Origin of the sequence: Frankia sp. EI5c, assembly GCF_001636565.1 — a bacterium.
In the GTDB taxonomy this organism is placed as follows: Bacteria; Actinomycetota; Actinomycetes; order Frankiales; family Frankiaceae; genus Parafrankia.
This window is the reverse complement of record NZ_LRTK01000005.1, coordinates 18,145-34,822: the sequence shown is the minus strand read 5'-3', so window position 1 is coordinate 34,822 and position 16,678 is coordinate 18,145. Positions and strand designations below refer to the sequence as shown.

Annotated in this window: 12 protein-coding genes and 10 pseudogenes; 19 read left to right on the top strand and 3 right to left on the bottom strand. The window is 71.2% G+C overall.

What is annotated here, in order from left to right; all coding sequences use genetic code 11:
• Positions 1-314 precede the first annotated feature (314 nt).
• Positions 315-1,145: a tRNA (adenine-N1)-methyltransferase gene (locus UG55_RS01815; RefSeq protein ID WP_396230787.1), complete on the top strand. Its 831-nt coding sequence runs from the start codon at positions 315-317 to the stop codon at positions 1,143-1,145.
• A gap of 145 nt (positions 1,146-1,290) precedes the next feature.
• Here UG55_RS01815 and UG55_RS45085 read toward each other — a convergent pair whose 3' ends face one another.
• Positions 1,291-1,614, bottom strand: coding sequence for a ferredoxin (locus tag UG55_RS45085; RefSeq protein WP_066061871.1), 324 nt, complete (start codon positions 1,612-1,614; stop codon positions 1,291-1,293).
• Positions 1,615-1,734: 120 nt separating this feature from the next.
• Between UG55_RS45085 and UG55_RS31210 the strand changes: the two are divergent.
• From UG55_RS31210 to prcA, 8 genes and pseudogenes are all read left to right on the top strand, one after another.
• Positions 1,735-1,918 (top strand): annotated as a pseudogene (locus tag UG55_RS31210) (proteasome ATPase); the annotation flags it as partial.
• Position 1,919: 1 nt separating this feature from the next.
• A pseudogene (locus UG55_RS31205) lies at positions 1,920-2,887 on the top strand (AAA family ATPase); the annotation flags it as partial.
• Between the two features lies 1 nt (position 2,888).
• The coding region (locus UG55_RS31200; RefSeq protein ID WP_242423596.1) for an AAA family ATPase at positions 2,889-3,540 on the top strand (652 nt) is incomplete at its 5' end.
• A gap of 378 nt (positions 3,541-3,918) precedes the next feature.
• Positions 3,919-5,070: pseudogene (dop, locus tag UG55_RS01800) on the top strand (depupylase/deamidase Dop); the annotation flags it as partial.
• A 1-nt stretch (position 5,071) separates the two neighbouring features.
• The coding region (locus UG55_RS31195) for a proteasome accessory factor PafA2 family protein (RefSeq protein ID WP_242423595.1) at positions 5,072-5,436 on the top strand (365 nt) is incomplete at its 5' end.
• Between the two features lie 219 nt (positions 5,437-5,655).
• Positions 5,656-5,874 (top strand): ubiquitin-like protein Pup, encoded by a 219-nt coding sequence (locus UG55_RS01795; RefSeq protein WP_066061865.1) that lies wholly within the window; start codon positions 5,656-5,658, stop codon positions 5,872-5,874.
• Positions 5,875-6,174: 300 nt separating this feature from the next.
• Complete coding sequence (gene prcB / locus UG55_RS01790) at positions 6,175-6,996, top strand: proteasome subunit beta (protein ID WP_242423594.1); 822 nt, start codon at positions 6,175-6,177, stop codon at positions 6,994-6,996.
• A gap of 1 nt (position 6,997) precedes the next feature.
• Complete coding sequence (gene prcA, locus UG55_RS01785) at positions 6,998-7,726, top strand: proteasome subunit alpha (RefSeq protein WP_066061859.1); 729 nt, start codon at positions 6,998-7,000, stop codon at positions 7,724-7,726.
• Between the two features lie 136 nt (positions 7,727-7,862).
• Here the strand turns inward: prcA and rsgA are convergent.
• Both rsgA and UG55_RS01775 read right to left on the bottom strand, forming a co-directional pair.
• Positions 7,863-8,762, bottom strand: a pseudogene (gene rsgA, locus UG55_RS01780) (ribosome small subunit-dependent GTPase A); the annotation flags it as partial.
• 809 nt (positions 8,763-9,571) lie between these two features.
• Positions 9,572-10,336 (bottom strand): dienelactone hydrolase family protein, encoded by a 765-nt coding sequence (locus tag UG55_RS01775; RefSeq protein WP_066061853.1) that lies wholly within the window; start codon positions 10,334-10,336, stop codon positions 9,572-9,574.
• Positions 10,337-12,026: 1,690 nt separating this feature from the next.
• On the opposite strand from UG55_RS01775, the pseudogene UG55_RS31190 reads away from it, so the two are divergent.
• The 10 genes and pseudogenes from UG55_RS31190 to UG55_RS01745 all read left to right on the top strand — a co-directional run.
• A pseudogene (locus tag UG55_RS31190) lies at positions 12,027-12,306 on the top strand (proteasome accessory factor PafA2 family protein); the annotation flags it as partial.
• A gap of 1 nt (position 12,307) precedes the next feature.
• Positions 12,308-12,374, top strand: a pseudogene (locus UG55_RS31185) (hypothetical protein); the annotation flags it as partial.
• Position 12,375: 1 nt separating this feature from the next.
• A pseudogene (locus UG55_RS31180) lies at positions 12,376-12,747 on the top strand (proteasome accessory factor PafA2 family protein); the annotation flags it as partial.
• A 1-nt stretch (position 12,748) separates the two neighbouring features.
• Positions 12,749-13,290: pseudogene (locus UG55_RS31175) on the top strand (proteasome accessory factor PafA2 family protein); the annotation flags it as partial.
• Between the two features lies 1 nt (position 13,291).
• On the top strand, positions 13,292-13,385 hold a 94-nt coding region (locus UG55_RS31170; RefSeq protein ID WP_242423661.1), incomplete at its 5' end, for a hypothetical protein.
• Positions 13,386-13,544: 159 nt separating this feature from the next.
• Positions 13,545-14,192 (top strand): FKBP-type peptidyl-prolyl cis-trans isomerase, encoded by a 648-nt coding sequence (locus UG55_RS01760; protein ID WP_066061848.1) that lies wholly within the window; start codon positions 13,545-13,547, stop codon positions 14,190-14,192.
• Between the two features lie 156 nt (positions 14,193-14,348).
• Positions 14,349-15,461, top strand: coding sequence for a helix-turn-helix transcriptional regulator (locus tag UG55_RS01755; RefSeq protein WP_396230786.1), 1,113 nt, complete (start codon positions 14,349-14,351; stop codon positions 15,459-15,461).
• Positions 15,458-16,251, top strand: a pseudogene (locus UG55_RS01750) (WYL domain-containing protein); the annotation flags it as partial. The gene UG55_RS01755 and the pseudogene UG55_RS01750, both read left to right, overlap by 4 nt.
• A gap of 34 nt (positions 16,252-16,285) precedes the next feature.
• A pseudogene (locus UG55_RS31160) lies at positions 16,286-16,384 on the top strand (WYL domain-containing protein); the annotation flags it as partial.
• Positions 16,385-16,428: 44 nt separating this feature from the next.
• On the top strand, positions 16,429-16,644 hold the full coding sequence (locus UG55_RS01745; RefSeq protein WP_242423592.1) for a hypothetical protein: 216 nt from the start codon (positions 16,429-16,431) through the stop codon (positions 16,642-16,644).
• Positions 16,645-16,678 lie beyond the last annotated feature (34 nt).

The window sequence follows — 16,678 nt, the reverse complement described above, 5'->3', positions numbered from 1 at the left end:
CCCCGGAGGCTCTGGGCACCGCGGACGCCGCCCCGGAGGCTCTGGGCACCGCGGACGCCGCCCCGGAGGTCCTGGACACCCCGGACGCCGCCCCGGAGGCCGCGGACACCGCTCCGGAGACTCCGGAGAGCCAGCCCCGTCTCGGGGAGAGCCAGTCCGAGGCCGGGGCGAGCCAGCCCGATCTGGGTGAGATCCCGCCCGATCTGGGCGAGATCGCCGCCGGGCTGGGCCCGACGGGCGCCGCGCGCCGGCGCGGGCGGTTCACCAAAGGCGACCGCGTCCAGCTGACCGACCCGAAGGGCCGGCGCCACACGGTGCTCCTGGAGCCCGGCAGGCAGTTCCACACCCATCGCGGCGCGATCCCGCACGACGACCTTCTGGGGCAGCCGGAGGGCATCGTCGTCCGCAGCACCGGGGGTACCGACTACCTCGCGCTGCGCCCGCTGCTGGCGGATTTCGTCCTGTCGATGCCGCGTGGCGCCACGGTGGTGTACCCGAAGGACGCGGCCCAGATCGTCATGTACGCGGACGTCTTCCCGGGCGCGCGAGTCCTGGAGGCGGGGGCCGGGTCGGGCGCGCTGTCCTGTGCCCTGCTGCGCGCCGTCGGTGATGCCGGCCGCCTCGTCTCCTACGAGCGCCGGCCGGACTTCGCCGAGGTGGCACGCCGGAACGTCGAGGCGTTCTTCGGCGGGCCACACCCGGCCCACACCCTCCGGGTGGGGGATCTGGCCGAATCGGCCGAACGGGGGATGGATCGGGTGATCCTCGACATGCTCGCCCCCTGGGAAGTGCTCGCCGTGGCCGCCGAGGCACTCATACCCGGTGGCGTCGTGTGCGCCTACGTAGCCACCACCACCCAGTTGTCCAGGACGGTCGAGGCGATGCGGGAACACGGCGCGTTCGCCGAGCCCGCGGCCTGGGAGTCGATGATGCGGGACTGGCACGTCGAGGGCCTCGCGGTGCGCCCGGGCCACCGGATGGTCGGGCACACCGGCTTCCTGGTCACCGCCCGCCGGCTGGCCGAGGGCGTGACCGCCCCGCCGCGGCGGCGCCGGCCCGCCAAGGGCTCCTACCCGGCCGCTGCCGAGGACACTGCCACGGACACGCCCACCGGCGTGGGGGGCGAGGGCGCTCCGGCGGTGTAGCCGGGGCGCACGGGTAGCCGCCCGGCGGGTGGGGTAGCCACCCGCCGGGCCGCGGTGCGGGTCCGCCGAGCCGGTTTACCCGGCGCGGCGGGCGGAGAGGTCTGCCGCGTGACGTCTGCCAGCCATCGCCAGCAACAGGCCTCGGCTATTCCTGGGGGCCGCCCGCCACCAGGGTGCCGTCCGCGTTCTCGATGTAGATGCAGGTGCCCGGGCACTGCTCGGCGGCGTCACGGACCTCGGTGAGCAGCGGCAGCGGCACCGGCACGTGGGTTCCCGGCTCGGTCCGGAGCTCGCCGTCGGAGTTCTTGACGTACGCGAGGCCGTCGATGTCGAACTCGAACACGGACGGTGCATACTGGACGCACAGACCGTCGCCAGTGCAGGAGTCCTGATCGATGCGGACCCGGAGACCAGGCAAATCGCCCGGCTTCGTTGGTGTTGCCACAGGGCTCCGATCTTCTGTCACCATGGCACCGTAACCCGCTGTTTACGGCAAAGCCGGGTCGTCATCGCGCGACCGGCCTGCCAGCGGCTCTCACAACGGTAGTGTTGGGTGCGTCCCGGTCGGCACGGGGGAGGTGGAGGCGCGGTGTCCGGTCCCCGTTCGGGCTCTGGCTCCGGTGGGAGCACGGGTCGTCCTGGTGACGCCGATTCGCAACGGTCGGCGTACGAGAAGGAAGTACACGAACTCACGACTCAGGTCACCTTCCTGGAGGAAGAAGTGGCCATGCTGCGACGGAGACTGTCTGAATCGCCCCGACAGGTACGTGTCCNGGAGGAGCGACTGGCGCAGGCACAGGCGGAGCTACAGACCGCCACCGGCCAGAATGACAGGCTCGTCGCCACCCTTCGGGAGGCGCGTGACCAGATCATCTCGCTGAAGGAGGAGGTCGACCGACTCGCGCAACCGCCGAGTGGGTACGGCGTCTTCATCCATGGCTACGACGACGGCACGGTCGACGTGTTCACTCAGGGCAGAAAGCTCCGGGTGACGGTGTCGCCGAACGTCGACATCAAGCTCCTGCAGCCCGGTCAGGAGGTCATGCTCAACGAGGCGCTCAACGTCGTGGAGATCCGCGCGTTCGAGCGGCAGGGCGAGATCGTCCTGCTCAAGGAGGTCCTCGAGAGCGGTGACCGGGCGCTGGTGATCGGCCATACCGACGAGGAACGGGTCGTCATGCTGGCCCAGCCACTCCTCGACGGGCCGATCCGGGCGGGTGACTCGCTGCTGATCGAGCCTCGGTCGGGCTTCGCCTTCGAGCGGATCCCGAAGTCCGAGGTCGAGGAGCTGGTCCTCGAGGAGGTGCCCGACATCGGGTACGAGCAGATCGGTGGGCTCAAGGGTCAGATCGAGTCGATCCGCGACGCCGTCGAGCTGCCGTTCCTCTACAAGGAGCTGTTCCTGGAGCATCAGCTCAAGCCACCGAAGGGCGTGCTGCTGTACGGCCCGCCCGGCTGTGGCAAGACGCTGATCGCCAAGGCGGTGGCGAACTCCCTGGCCAAGAAGGTCGAGGCACAGACTGGCCAGGGCTCCGGCCGGGCCTTCTTCCTCAACATCAAGGGTCCGGAGCTGCTCAACAAGTACGTCGGCGAGACAGAACGGCAGATCCGGCTGGTGTTCCAGCGGGCGCGGGAGAAGGCGTCCGAGGGGATGCCGGTGATCGTGTTCTTCGACGAGATGGACTCGATCTTCCGGACCCGTGGCTCGGGTGTCTCCTCGGACGTGGAGAACACGATCGTCCNGCAGCTGCTCAGCGAGATCGACGGCGTCGAGCAGCTGGAGAACGTGATCGTGATCGGCGCGTCCAACCGGGAGGACATGATCGACCCGGCGATCCTGCGGCCGGGCCGGCTGGACGTGAAGATCAAGGTGGAGCGCCCCGACGCCGAGGCGGCCAAGGACATCTTCGCCAAGTACGTCCTGCCCGAGCTCCCACTGCACGCCGACGATCTCGCCGAGCACGGTGGCAACCGGGAGGCGACCTGCCAGGGCATGATCCAGCGGGTTGTCGAGCGGATGTACGCCGAGAGCGACGAGAACCGCTTCCTCGAGGTCACCTACGCCAACGGTGACAAGGAGGTCCTGTACTTCAAGGACTTCAACTCGGGCGCGATGATCGAGAACATCGTGGCTCGGGCGAAGAAGATGGCGGTCAAGGACCTCATCGAGGCCGGCGTCCGGGGCCTGCGCATGCAGCACCTCCTGACGGCGTGCATGGATGAGTTCAAGGAGAACGAGGACCTGCCCAACACCACGAACCCGGACGACTGGGCCCGGATCTCCGGCAAGAAGGGCGAGCGGATCGTCTACATCCGCACGCTCGTCACCGGAACGAAGGGCACCGAGGCCGGGCGCTCCATCGACACCATCGCGAACACCGGTCAGTACCTGTAGTCCGGAGCGGGGCCCGGCGTCGGGCCCCGCCTGCGGACGCACGCGGCGGCCGTCTCGTCACGACGAGACGGCCGCCGCGCCGTCTCCGGGCGTCGTCGGTCGTCTGACGGTGTCTCCGGGCGGCTCGTCGGAGCCTGTCCGCGCCCATCGTCCCGATGAAGATAGTCAACTATGTTGACGAAAGTCCGGGAGAAAAATGATCATCGATTCGGGCTGGTCAGGGCAATGCCCGCACTCCGGAACGGCCTCCCCGGCTTGGCGCCGGGGGCCCGGTCGGTCCCTGCCGACCCCGGACGGAAGCATTCGGGCGGATGGGTCGGAACGACCAAGCGTGGCGTCCGGCCGACCCGGTGGCCCGCCAGCACCTACGCTTGCAGTGTGAGCGTGCGGCGGATCATGGGGACTGAGACCGAGTACGGCGTGTCCGTGCCCGGTCAGGCCAACACAAACCAGATGCTGGCTTCGTCGTTGGTGGTGAACTCCTACGCCAACAGGGCCGCGACCGGGGGCAGTCGTGCCAGGTGGGACTTCGAGGAGGAGTCACCCCTGCGGGACGCCCGCGGCTTCGAACTACCCCGGGAGCCGGCGGTCGATCCAGGCGCGCCCGCGAACGAGGACGACCTGGGCCTGGCCAACGTCATCCTGACCAACGGGGCCCGTTTCTACGTGGACCACGCCCACCCGGAGTTCTCCACTCCCGAGGTGACGAACCCGCGTGACATCGTCCTGTGGGACAAGGCCGGTGAGCGGGTCATGGCCGAGGCGGCCCGGCGGGCACTCTCCGTCCCCGGCACGCTGCCGGTCAACCTCTACAAGAACAACACCGACAACAAGGGTGTCTCCTACGGCTGTCATGAGAACTACCTCATGGCCCGGGCGACACCCTTCGGTGAGATCGTGCGGCATCTGACGCCGTTCTTCGTGTCCCGTCAGGTGTTCTGTGGTGCCGGCCGGGTGGGGATCGGGGTGGACGGGCGGGAGTCCGGCTTCCAGATCAGCCAGCGCTCGGACTTCTTCGAGGTCGAGGTCGGCCTGGAGACCACCCTCAAGCGCCCCATCATCAACACCCGGGACGAGCCGCATGCCGACCCGGAGAAGTACCGGCGACTCCATGTGATCATCGGGGACGCCAACATGAGCGAGATCTCCACCTACCTCAAGGTGGGGACGACGGCGCTGGTGCTCGCCATGATCGAGGAGGGCTGGCTCGACGTCGACCTCTCGGTTGACGCGCCGGTCGCCACGTTGCGGGCGATCTCGCACGACCCGTCGCTGCGGTACCTGCTGACGCTGCGGGACGGCCGGCGGATGACCGCCGTCCAGCTGCAGATGGAGTACTTCGAGCAGGCCCGCAAGTTCGTCGAGGACAGGTTCGGGGCGGACGTCGACTCGCAGACCGCCGACGTGCTCTCCCGGTGGGAGTCGGTGCTCGGCCGCCTTGAGGTCGACCCGATGACCTGCTCCCGCGAGCTGGACTGGGTGGCGAAGCTGGCGATCCTGGAGGGCTACCGCTCCCGCGACGCGCTCGGCNGGGACTCGCCTCGGCTGCAGCTCGTCGACCTGCAGTACCACGATGTGCGGCCGGAGAAGGGCCTGTACAACCGGCTGGTGGAGCGCGGGCGCTTCGATCTGCTCCTGAGCGAGGACGAGGTCGTCAGGGCGATGACCGAGCCGCCCGAGGACACCAGGGCCTACTTCCGCGGTCGCTGCCTGGCGCAGTACCCGCAGCAGGTGGCGGCCGCGTCCTGGGACTCGGTCATCTTCGACATCGGTCGTGACTCGCTGCAGCGGGTGCCGACCCTGGAGCCGCTGCGCGGTACCAAGGCCCATGTGGGCGCACTGCTCGCCCGCTGCGAGACCGCTTCCGATCTGGTGGACGCCCTGTCGGGAAACTGACATATCTCCGCCNTACGGGCGGTTTTCCGGCTGGGCGCGCGCCGGTGGCGGTTTGCTCGGCAGCGGGTGGTGACGCCCTGGCGGACCTGCGTGTTTTGCGCCCTCGGCGGACGCCGCGACGTGGTCGCGGGTTCGTGATGGAGTGGACCTCGCACCGGTCCACCGGAAGTAGTCGGCGGAGCGGGATAGTGTCGCCCCAGGCGATCGAAGGAGGCTCCCATGGCCCAGAGGGACACCGGAGGCGGGCAGCAGCGCACCGGCCGCCGCAACGACGAGACCGGCGAGGCCGAGGTCGAGGAATCTGGCGCCTCGGATCTCAAGGAAAGGCACGAGAAGCTCTCGGAGGACGTCGACTCCCTCCTGGACGAAATCGACGACGTTCTCGAGGAGAACGCCGAGGAGTTCGTGAAGGGATACGTCCAGAAGGGCGGCCAGTAGGTTCTGCCGGCTCCGCGGCTGGTTCGGCCGGGCGAATCGGCCCGGCTGGGCCGTGGCGGTACGAACCAGCCGCGGGGGCCGGCCCGGCGACCTGGGCCGCGCCCGGCCAGGGCCGCCCTACCGGCATGTGGTAGGGCTCCGCCAGGCCGGGCGGGGGCCGGGCTCGCCCCACCGGTCCGGCGCGTGGCAACGCGTGGCATTGGCAACACGTGGCATGTTGTGCGTCACCCGCGGCGTCGGGCTGGGCTGTCAGGGCCATCCCACGCCGCCGGGCCATAGCGACTATCTGAAGGGGGATGCGTGCCTGATCCAACGGGAGTCGGGCGTCTACCGGCTGTGTTCATGACACCGGGAACGTCGTCGTTCACCGATTTCCTGTCCGTGGCGGCCCCGGACCTGCTGCCAGGCGCCCGGGGCCCGTTGCCCGCTCCGGTGACCGACGCGGCTCACGGCACCACCATCGTGGCCGTGACCTTTCCCGGTGGCGTGATCATGGCCGGCGACCGCCGTGCCACACAGGGCCACATGATCGCGCAACGGGACGTCGAGAAGGTCCAACACGCGGACGAGTTCTCCTGCGTCGGGTATGCCGGCACGGCGGGCGTGGGTGCCGAGCTGATCCGGCTGTTCCAGGTCGAGCTGGAGCACTACGAGAAGATCGAGGGCTCCACCCTGAGCCTGGACGCGAAGGCGAACCGCCTGGCGTTCATGGTGAAGGGGAACCTGCCCATGGCCATGCAGGGCCTCGCGGTCATCCCGCTGTTCGCCGGTTACGACACGGAGACCGGCCAGGGGCGGATCTTCTCCTACGACGTCGCGGCGGCGAAGTCCGAGGAGCGGACCTACGAGTCGATCGGGTCGGGTTCGATCTTTGCCAAGGGCTCGCTCAAGAAGCGGTTCCGGCCGGATCACAGCGAAGCCGACGCCATCCGCATCAGCGTCGAGGCTCTCTACGACGCCGCGGACGACGACTCGGCGACCGGTGGTCCCGATCTCATCCGCAAGCTGTACCCGATCGTCGCCTCGGTGACCGCGGACGGATACCGTCGCCTCACCGATGACGAGGTCGCGCCGGTGATCGATTCGATCATCGCCGGCCGCGCGCAGAACCCAGGAGGCTGACGTGACCATGCCGTTCGGCTACGCGAGTCCCGAACAGCAGGTCCGGGACAAGTCCGAGTACGCGCGCAAGGGCATCGCCCGTGGCCGGAGTGTGGTCGTCCTGACCTACGCCGACGGGATTCTCTTCGTCGCGGAGAACCCCTCGACGACGCTGCACAAGGTCAGTGAGATGTACGACCGCATCGGGTTCGCCGCGGTGGGGAAGTACAACGAGTTCGAGAACCTCCGTACCGCGGGTATTCGCATCATGGACACCCGGGGCTACATGTACGACCGGCGCGATGTCACGAGCCGGGCGCTCGCGAACGCCTACGCCCAGACCCTGGGTGCGATCTTCACTGAGAGCATCAAGCCCTACGAGGTCGAGATCGTTGTCGCCGAGGTCGGGCAGTCCGCCGCGGAGGACCAGATCTTCCGGCTGACCTATGACGGCTCGATCGCGGACGAGCGGGGCTTCATCGCGATCGGCGGGCAGTCCGAGCAGGTGATGGCCTCCCTGCGGGAGCACCACACCGAGGGGCAGCCGCTCGCGACCGCGCTGCGGGTCGCCGTGTCGGCGCTGACGGCCGGCGCGCCGCCGGCGACGGCGCAGAACGGGGAACGCACCCTGACGGCCGCCAATCTCGAGGTCGCGATGCTCGACCGTGGTCGGGCCCGGCGGCTGTTCAAGCGGATCGTGGGTGCCCAGCTCGAGAACCTGCTCACCGAGACGGCCCCGTCGGCCTCCTGATCCGAGGCCCGCACCCCGCCGGCGTCGGTGCGGTTCTCCGGGGATCTCCCCGGTGGCGGTTTCCGGGTGATCTGTGGCCTCCGCCTGCCTTTCGGGCGGGGCGGAGGCCACCGATCGCGCTATCGCGCGAGGGCCGTCACCGTCGCCCGCCGTGCCGTTGGCGGTCTGCGTACATCCGGCGCTGTTCCCGGTGGATGCTCTTCCATCGGGCGCGTTCCTCGGCCGCCAGTCGGGCGTCCTCGCGGGACCGCATCCAGGCGCTTTCGCGCTGTAGTTTTCGGTAGCTCGTCAGTCGCCGGGCCGGCAGCGAGCCGTCCTCCACCGCGGCGAGCACCGCGCAGCCGGGCTCCGTGCGGTGCTCGCAGTCGGTGAAGTGGCAGCCGGCCGCGAGATCGGTGATCTCGGCGAAGGCTGAGTCGACTCCGTCACCCGAGCCCCACAGCCCGATGCCGCGGATGCCCGGTGTGTCGATCAGTACTCCTCCGGAGGGCAGGGCGACCAGTTCACGGCGGACGGTGGTGTGCCTCCCCTTGCCGTCGGTGCCGCGGACGGCTCCGACGGCGAGTCGGTCGGTGCCGAGCAGGGCGTTGACGAGTGTCGACTTCCCGACCCCTGACGGCCCGACGAGAACGGCGGATCGGCCGGCCGAAGACCTCCCGATCGGAGCGCTCCCGATCGGAGCGCTTTCGACCGCCGAGGCCCCGGCCAGCTCACCGCGCAGTCCTTCCAGGCCGAGACCGCTCCGTGCGCTGACCGTCAACGTCCGTATGCCGGTCGCGACTGCCTCCACCGCCGCCTGCCACGAAGGGTCGAGGTGGGCGGGGTCCGCGGAGGGAGCTGCATCCGCCTTGGTCAGGACCAGGAGCGGAGTCGCTCCGCTCTCCCAGGCGAGGGCGATCAGCCGCTCCAGGCGGGCCGGTCTGGGCGATTCGGTGATGGCGGCGACGACCAGGACGAGGTCGATGTTCGCCGCGAGAACCTGCCCGGTGGAGCGGCGTGAGGCCCCGGATCGGACGAGTGCTGTCCGGCGCGTGAGNACCTCGACGATGACCGGCTCTGCCTGGATGCCGGCCGGTTCCGGTGTGCCTGGCGGTGTGCCTGGCGACGCGGTGGCCGGTGCTCGGGAGCTGACGGGTGCCAGTGCCACCCAGTCACCTGTGCAGGGGGCATGCTCGGGGTCGGAGACGGGCCCCGGTGCGAGCCCGGCGGCGCCCGGTCCCTGCTCGGTGATCAGGTCACAGCGGTGCCGGTCGCGGCGCAGCACGCGGGCGGGTACCAGCCCGGCGCGTCGGCGGGACGTGAACGCCGCGTCATCGTCGTCGCTCCAGCCATAGTGCCTGAGCCCATACTGCCTGAGCCCGTCGTGGCCGAGTTCGTGGTGCCTGAGTTCGTGGTGCCCGGAGGCCGGGCTGGTCCCGTCGGTTGAGGTGGGACCGGGAAGCTGCTCGGGAGAAGACGATCGCGCAGAAGACGCAGAAGACACTGTGGAGACCCTTGGGTCGGGGCNTCACGGTTGGCGCGCCCCCTGAGGCGCGGCCCGGGGATGCCCGGGCGGCGAGGGGAGGGCGGTCAGCGGGAGGCCCTGCGGACGGGACGGAGTGAGTCGCCTGAAACGGGCACAGTCCGCGTGGCCATGGCCACCTCTCCGTGGGTTCCGTCCGCGGTGTCTCGCGGAGTTCGGGGTGGGTGTGGGCTGTGTCGGGGGACGCCGGACCGTCCGGCGTCCTGAGTCGACGCGCGGGAGATTACCGGGTCGGCGCGGGGCCACCAAGTGGTTTTCCCGGTGCGGCGGGGCCAGGTGTCCGCTGGCCTGACCCCGCCGCACCGGCCTGGCTGGCTGGCCGCTCAGGCTGCGCCCACGTGCCTGTCCAGGAACGCGAGGGTGCGCCGCCAGGCGTCGGCGGCGGCCTCGGGACGGTGGACGGCGGGCCGGTCGTGGCTGTGGAAGGCGTGGCCCGCGCCGGGGTAGGTGACCAGTTCCGTCGGCTGGCCCGATCGGGCGGCCGCGGCGCGCAGGTCGGTGATGTCGGCCATGGTGATCATGCTGTCCTCCTCGCCGTACAGGCCCAGCCAGGGGCTCTGGAGGGCTGGTGCGAGATCGAGGAGCGGCGGCACACCTGGCCAGGCCGGGGAACTGACCGCTCCGCCGTAGTACGAGACGGCCGCTGCCAGGGGGCGCCGGGCGGCGGTGGCCAGGGCCACCGTCCCGCCCATGCAGAAGCCGATGACGGCGGTCTGCGCGGTGCCGAGGCCGGCGTCGGAGAGGTGGTCGAGGCAGTCGTTCACGTCGGCGTGGATGCCGTCACCGGTCAGTGTGCCCATCTGCGGGATCGCGCCGGCCCACGAGTCGGTGGGGTCGACCTCGGCGAGGCCGTCGCGGTGGTAGAGGTGCGGGGCGATCGTGAGATAGCCCGCGTCCACCAGGTCGTAGCAGACGGAAAGCAGGTAGGGGGTGATCCCGCGGGCATCCTGGATCACCACGATTCCGCCGCGCGGCGGGTCGTCGGCGGCGGGGGCGATCACGGTGGCCGGGGTGCGGTCCCGGGCTGACACCTCGGTCCGCAGGTGGCGGTGCTGCTTCTCGTTTGCCTCGGCTGTCATGACGGCCATCTTTCCCCGCCGGCCGGGCAATGCATCCGGGCACATGTTCACGGTTCTGCCCTGGTCCCACCCGGACACGCCGCGCGGCGCCCCACCCCGTCCCACTGGCCCGACCTGCGCGACGCTACCCGGCAGTCGCAATCGGTATCTGGTCGGATACGACTAGTGGTTGTTCTTGTGGAGGGGTGGATGGTGTTGACGTCGGAACGCGGACGATGGCCACACCGGCGGACGGGCGCGGGCGTGAAGGCCCTCCAGCGTGCGAAGGCCGCCGGGTCCGCCGGGTCCAAGGGGTCCGCCCGGCAGGCCGGCTCCAGCGGGCGCGTCGGGCTTTCCGGGCGGGTCGGGCTGCGCGGGCCTGCCGGCGGCAACCGGCCGGGCGGGCCGGCCGGTTCCGCCGACCCGGGTGAGGGCGTGCCCGTGGGCCACCGGAAGCCCGAGTTCGGCCGGGTGGCGAAGATCGCCGTGCCGATGGCCGTCCTGCTCGGCCTGGTTGTCTGCCTCTACGGCTCGACGGTCACCTCCGTGCGTCCGCGTGGGCTTCCGGTAGTCGTCGCGGGCCCGGAACCGGCGGCCAAGGCGTTCGCCGGCGAGGTGGAGCGGATGTCGCCCGATGCCCTGGACATCCAGGTGGTCGGTGATGTCGCCGCCGCCGACCGGGCGCTGCGGCATCGCGAGGCCTACGCGGCCTTCATATTCACCGCCGACGGGCTGTCGCTGCGGCTGGCCTCCGCGGCGAGCCCGGCGGTCGCCGAGGCCCTCGTGCGTGGCATGGCCATGACGTTCCCCGACCTTCGCATCCCCGTGGTCGACGTCGTCCCGAACGCGGTGGCGGACCGGCAGGGGGGCGGCGTGTCGGCGGCCTACCTGCCGCTGGTGCTGCTCGCGGCCGCGGCGGGCGTACTGCTGGCCCGGCTGGTCCGAACGAGGCAGGAGCGCCTGGTGGGCCTGGCCGCCTTCATGATCGTCGGTGGCGTGGTGGGCACCCTGGCGATGAGCGGTGGGCTCGACGTCCTGCCCGACAACTTCCTGCGCTGCGCGGTCGTGCTGGTGGTGGTGCTGGCCGCGGCGACGGCGCCGGTGACCGGGCTGGGAGCTGTGGCCGGGGGCCGAGGTCTCGTCGCCGCCGTCGNGGGCACGGTGGTGGGTGTGGCTCTGTCCGGGGCGTCCTCCGCGCCGGAGATGCTGCCCAGACCGTGGGGCGCGCTCGGTCAGCTGCTGCCGCCCGGGGCGGGCGTGACCCTGGTGCGGTCCACGCTGTACTTCGACGGAGCCGGTGGTGGCCGAGCCGCCGCGGTGCTCGCGATCTGGGCGGTCATGGGGATCGCGTTCGTCCTGCTCGGCCGGGAGCGGGCGGCGGGCGAGGCGGCCGGCGGCCCTGGGTTGGCCGTCGATCCTGCCGGGCCGGCGGTGCCTGCCGGGCCGGCGGTGCCCGCGGTGCCCGCGGCGCGACCGGCGCCCGATGCGACCGCTCGGGTCGACGGCGCGCCGGTCGGCGGAACGTCCACCGGCGGTGTCCAGGATGTCGCTTCCGCCGCTGACCGGGGCGCCGGTGCCGACCGCGCGGCGGATGGCCCCGCCCCGGATGCGGGGGCGATGCCGCGAACCGGGCGGATCGTTCGCCCCCAAGAGGGTGGACTCGAGATCAGCCGCGGCGTCCCGCCACGCGAGGAGGGCTTTCGAGCATAGGGTCGGTGACGTGGATCGCCGCATCTTCGGTCTGGAAAACGAGTACGGCGTCACCTGTGTGTTCCGGGGGCAGCGCAGGCTGTCGCCGGACGAGGTGGCCCGTTACCTTTTCCGCCGTGTCGTGTCCTGGGGCCGTAGCAGCAATGTGTTCCTGAAAAACGGGGCGCGGCTCTACCTGGACGTCGGAAGCCACCCGGAGTACGCGACTCCCGAGTGCGATTCCGTGCCCGATCTGGTGACCCACGACAAGGCCGGCGAGCGCATCCTTGAGGGCCTGCTCGTCGAGGCGGNGCGCCGGCTGCGCGAAGAGGGCATCGCCGGCGACATCCACCTGTTCAAGAACAACACCGACTCGGCCNGGAACAGCTATGGCTGCCACGAGAACTACCTCGTGGGCCGGCACGGGGAGTTCAGCCGGCTGGCGGACGTGCTGGTGCCGTTCCTGGTGAGCCGGCAGATCCTCTGCGGGGCGGGGAAGGTGCTGCAGACTCCCCGCGGGGCGGTCTACTGCATCTCCCAGCGCGCCGAGCACATCTGGGAGTCGGTGTCCTCGGCGACCACCCGCTCGCGGCCGATCATCAACACGCGCGACGAGCCGCACGCCGATGCGGAGCGGTTCCGCCGCCTGCACGTCATCGTCGGTGACTCGAACATGAGCGAGACGACGATGCTGCTCAAGCTGGGCTCGACCGACCTCGTGCTGCGCATGATCGAGGCCGGGGTGGTGCTGCNGGACATGTCGCTGGAGAACCCGATCCGGGCCATCCGCGAGGTGTCGCACGACATGACCTGCCAGCGCCGGATCAAGCTCGCCAACGGCCGTGAGGTGAGCGCGCTCGACATCCAGCGCGAGTACTACGCGAAGGCCGTCGAGTTCGTCGAGCGCCGCGGCGGGGACGCCGTCGCGAAGCGGGTGCTCGACCTGTGGGGCCGCACCCTGCTGGCGATCGAGACCGAGGACCTGGAGCTGGTCGCCCGGGAGATCGACTGGGTGACGAAGTACGTGCTGATCGACCGGTTCCGGCACCGGCACGGGCTCTCGCTCGCCTCGCCGCGGGTCGCCGAGCTGGACCTGAAGTACCACGACATCCACCGCGGCCGCGGGCTGTACTACCGGATGGAACGCGCCGGCCTGGTGGAGCGGGTCTCCCGCGACCTGGACATCTTCGAGGCCAAGTCGGTGCCGCCGCAGACCACCCGCGCGCGGTTGCGCGGGGAGTTCATCAAGCGGGCGCAGGAGAAGCGGCGCGACTTCACGGTGGACTGGGTTCACCNGAAGCTCAACGACCAGGCCCAGCGCACCGTGCTGTGCAAGGACCCGTTCCGCTCGGTGGACGACCGCGTCGACAAGCTGATCGCGAGCATGTAGGTACGGGGCGCTACGGGCGCCGGCTCACCGGTGTCCGTGGTGTGGTCCTCTACAGTCGTCTGACACATGCAGCCAGCTCGTCAGAGCGTTGCGCCGACTCCGCGGCCCGGCTTCGGTCGCCGTGGCGGCGCCGCGCGCAAACAGAGGATCTCAGCTTCCGTGACCTGTTTCTCCCGTGGCCTCCCCGCCCGTCGCCGTCGCGGCCTGGTGGCCGGAATCGTCCTGCCCGCCGCACTCCTGGTGCCGTTCGCCGCGTGCAGCTCGTCGGACGCGCCCGACGGCACGGCGGTCGCCCCGGTGCCGACGGCCGCCCTGGAGGCCGCGCGCGCGGGCGGTCCGCCGGCGGTGGAGAACGCCACCGACCTGACGCGTAAGCCGGTCGCGGCGGCGGGCAAGGGCGCGGCGCCGTCCGAGCTCGTCGTCAAGGACCTGGTGACCGGCGATGGAGCCACGGCCAGCGATACCAGCACCGTGACCATCCAGTACGTCGGGACGATCTGGAAGTCCGGCAAGCAGTTCGACGCCAGCTGGGACCGGGGCGAACCCGACACCTTCCCGCTGCTGCGGACGGTGACCGGCTTCGGTCAGGGCATCAGTGGGATGAAGGAGGGCGGGCGGCGGCTCATCGTGATCCCGCCCGACCTCGGCTACGGCCCGATGGGCGGCCAGCCGCCGACGATCCTGGCGGACGACTCGCTGGTCTTCGTCGTCGACCTGCTGTCGGTGGCTGCCGACGGCAGCGGTTCCGGGCAGCCCGAAGGCGGCGGCTCGGCGGGTACGGGGGACTCCACCGCCGGGGCGCTCTGAGGCCTCGTCGACATGGCTCGGCGGCTGCCCGGTGGGCGGCGTGGTCCGCGGGATCGCGCCGCGACACCCGCCGGCCGGTTGCCGGCGTCACGCCGAGTGCGACTAGCCTGATCAGCTGTGTCCCGCCGACGGCTGGAGCGTCTGCTCAACCTGACGATGTGCCTCATGGCGACATCGCGTTTCCTCAGCGTGTCCCAGATCGGGGCCATGGTGGAGGGCTACGAGCCGGGGGAGTCCGAGGAGGCCAGGGAGGCGTTCCGCCGGATGTTCGAGCGGGACAAGCAGTACCTGCGCGAACTCGGCATCCCGGTCGAGACCGGCTCCGATTCCGCGTTCAGTGACGAGCTGGGCTATCGCATTCCCCGCGGCGACTACGCGCTCGGCGAGATCTCGCTGGAGCAGGACGAGTTCGCGGCCCTGGCCCTGGCGGCCTCGCTGTGGTCCAACGAGACTCTCGCCGCGCCGGCGGCGAGTGCCCTGCGCAAGCTGGCCGCCGCCGGGGCTCCGGTGCGCCCGGTCGCGCTGGGCGGGCCCGATCCGCTGGCGGCCTCGTCCTCGTCCGGCGGCGGTTTCGGCGGTTTCGACGGTTTCGAGCCGCGGGTCGACGCGACCGAGCCGGCGTTCGAGGCCGCGCTCGCCGCCGTCCAGAGCCGGCGGGAGGTGCGTTTTCCCTACCGGCGTCCGGGCCAGACCGAGGACACCGAGCGACACCTGCAGCCGTGGGGTGTGCTGTCCTGGCGCGGGCGGTGGTACCTGGTCGGTCATGACCTGCACCGGGGAGCGTCCCGGGTGTTCCGGCTGTCGCGGGTGACCGGCCCGGTCCGCGCGGTCGGCCCCACCGGCGCGTTCACCGTTCCGCCCGATGTGGACCTGCGGGCGATGGTCTCCTCGACGGAGCCCGCCGAACCGACCCGCACCGCGGTGCTGCGGGTGCGGCGTGGCTGCGGGCACGCGCTACGCCGCCATGCGCGTCCCGTCGACCCAGGCCGCCCGGGCCAACCGGCTGACGCGGGCCGGCTGGGTCGGCCGGCCGCGGCGGCCGCGCCGGGCGAGTCGGCGCAGGCGCCCAGCGGCGGGCACCCGGACTGCGACCTGCTGCGGGTCGACTTCTCCGACCTGGAGCGCTTCGCGCGCTGGGTGGTCGGCTACGGCCCGGACGTGACGGTCCTGGAGCCACCGGACCTGCGCCGTGAGGTGGTGCGCCGGCTGCGCGCCACCCTGCTGGCGACGGCGCCGGGCGAGGCGTTGGCGGGAAGCCGGCCCCGGTGAGCGGGTCAGCGGACCGTTTCAGTCGGCTACTGGCGTTGGTGCCCTGGCTGCGGGCGCATCCCGGGGTGTCGCTGGACGAGGCGGCGGCGGAGTTCGGCATCACCGTCCGGGAGCTTCGGGCTGACCTGGACCTGCTGTTCGTCTGTGGGCTGCCGGGCGGCGCCCCCGGGGACCTGATCGATGTGAGCTACTCCGGCGACCGGGTCACCGTGGTCGACCCGCAGACCCTGGACCGCCCGCTGCGGCTGTCCGCGGACGAGGCCATGGCGCTGCTCGTCGCGGCCCGGGCGCTGACCGATGTGCCGGGGCTGACCGGCCGGGAGGCGCTCGACCGCGCGGTGCGCAAGGTCGAGGACGCCGTCGGCCACGAGTCGGCCCGCCATGTCCGCGTCGCGCTCGACCCGCACGACGAGGTCCTCGCCCGGTTGCAGGAGGCGATCCGGGAGCGCCGCCGGGTACGCCTGCGCTACCTGGTCTGGGCCCGTGACGAGATGACCGAGCGGGACGTCGATCCGATGCGGGTGCTGGTGCGCGGTGGCTACTGGTATCTCGAGGGCTGGTGCCACCGGGCGGCGGCCGTACGGCTGTTCCGCCTCGATCGGATCGACGGCCGGGACGGGGTGGACGTGCTGGACATCCCCGCCCAGCCACCGCCGGACGCGACGCCGCGGGACACCGACGACGGGGTGTATCGACCCGGTCCGGATGCCGTACCGGTCCGGCTCGACCTCGACCCGCGGGCCCGCTGGGTGGTCGACTACTACCCGGTCTCGGACGTGCGTGACCTGCCNGACGGGNGGGTCTCGGTCGCGCTCCGCGTGGCNGACCTGGCCTGGCTGAACCGTCTGGTGCTGGGTCTGGGGGAGCTGGTGCGCGGGGTGGAGCCGGCCTCGGTGGCGGCGAGCGTGCACGAGCTGGCGGGCNGGGCGCTCGCCGGCTATCCCGACGAACTCGTAGGGTGATCGGTGTGCCTCTTCTGCTCGCTCATCTGATGCTGATCTTCGGGTCCCTCGCCGTGCTGGTGCTGGCCGCGCTGAGGCTGTGGAAGCAGGTCCGCCTGACGAGGTCCGCCGCTGTCGAGCTGAAGGACCGGGCCGCCGAGCTCGGAATCAGGGTGACGGAACTCGCCGAGCGCCTGGACTCCACCCAGGTGACCGAGCGGCTCGCCAGCCGGGCCGGGTGAGTGATCGGAGCGACCGACCCGTGGCGGTGGGCGG

Bases quoted from the DNA above. Each gene is read 5' to 3' on its own strand.
- UG55_RS45085 (WP_066061871.1), bottom strand. From the start codon at position 1,614: ATGGTGACAGAAGATCGGAGCCCTGTGGCAACACCAACGAAGCCGGGC.
- UG55_RS01795 (WP_066061865.1), top strand. From the start codon at position 5,656: ATGGCCCAGAGGGACACCGGAGGCGGGCAGCAGCGCACCGGCCGCCGC.
- UG55_RS01775 (WP_066061853.1), bottom strand. From the start codon at position 10,336: ATGGCCGTCATGACAGCCGAGGCAAACGAGAAGCAGCACCGCCACCTG.
- UG55_RS01755 (WP_396230786.1), top strand. From the start codon at position 14,349: ATGTGCCTCATGGCGACATCGCGTTTCCTCAGCGTGTCCCAGATCGGG.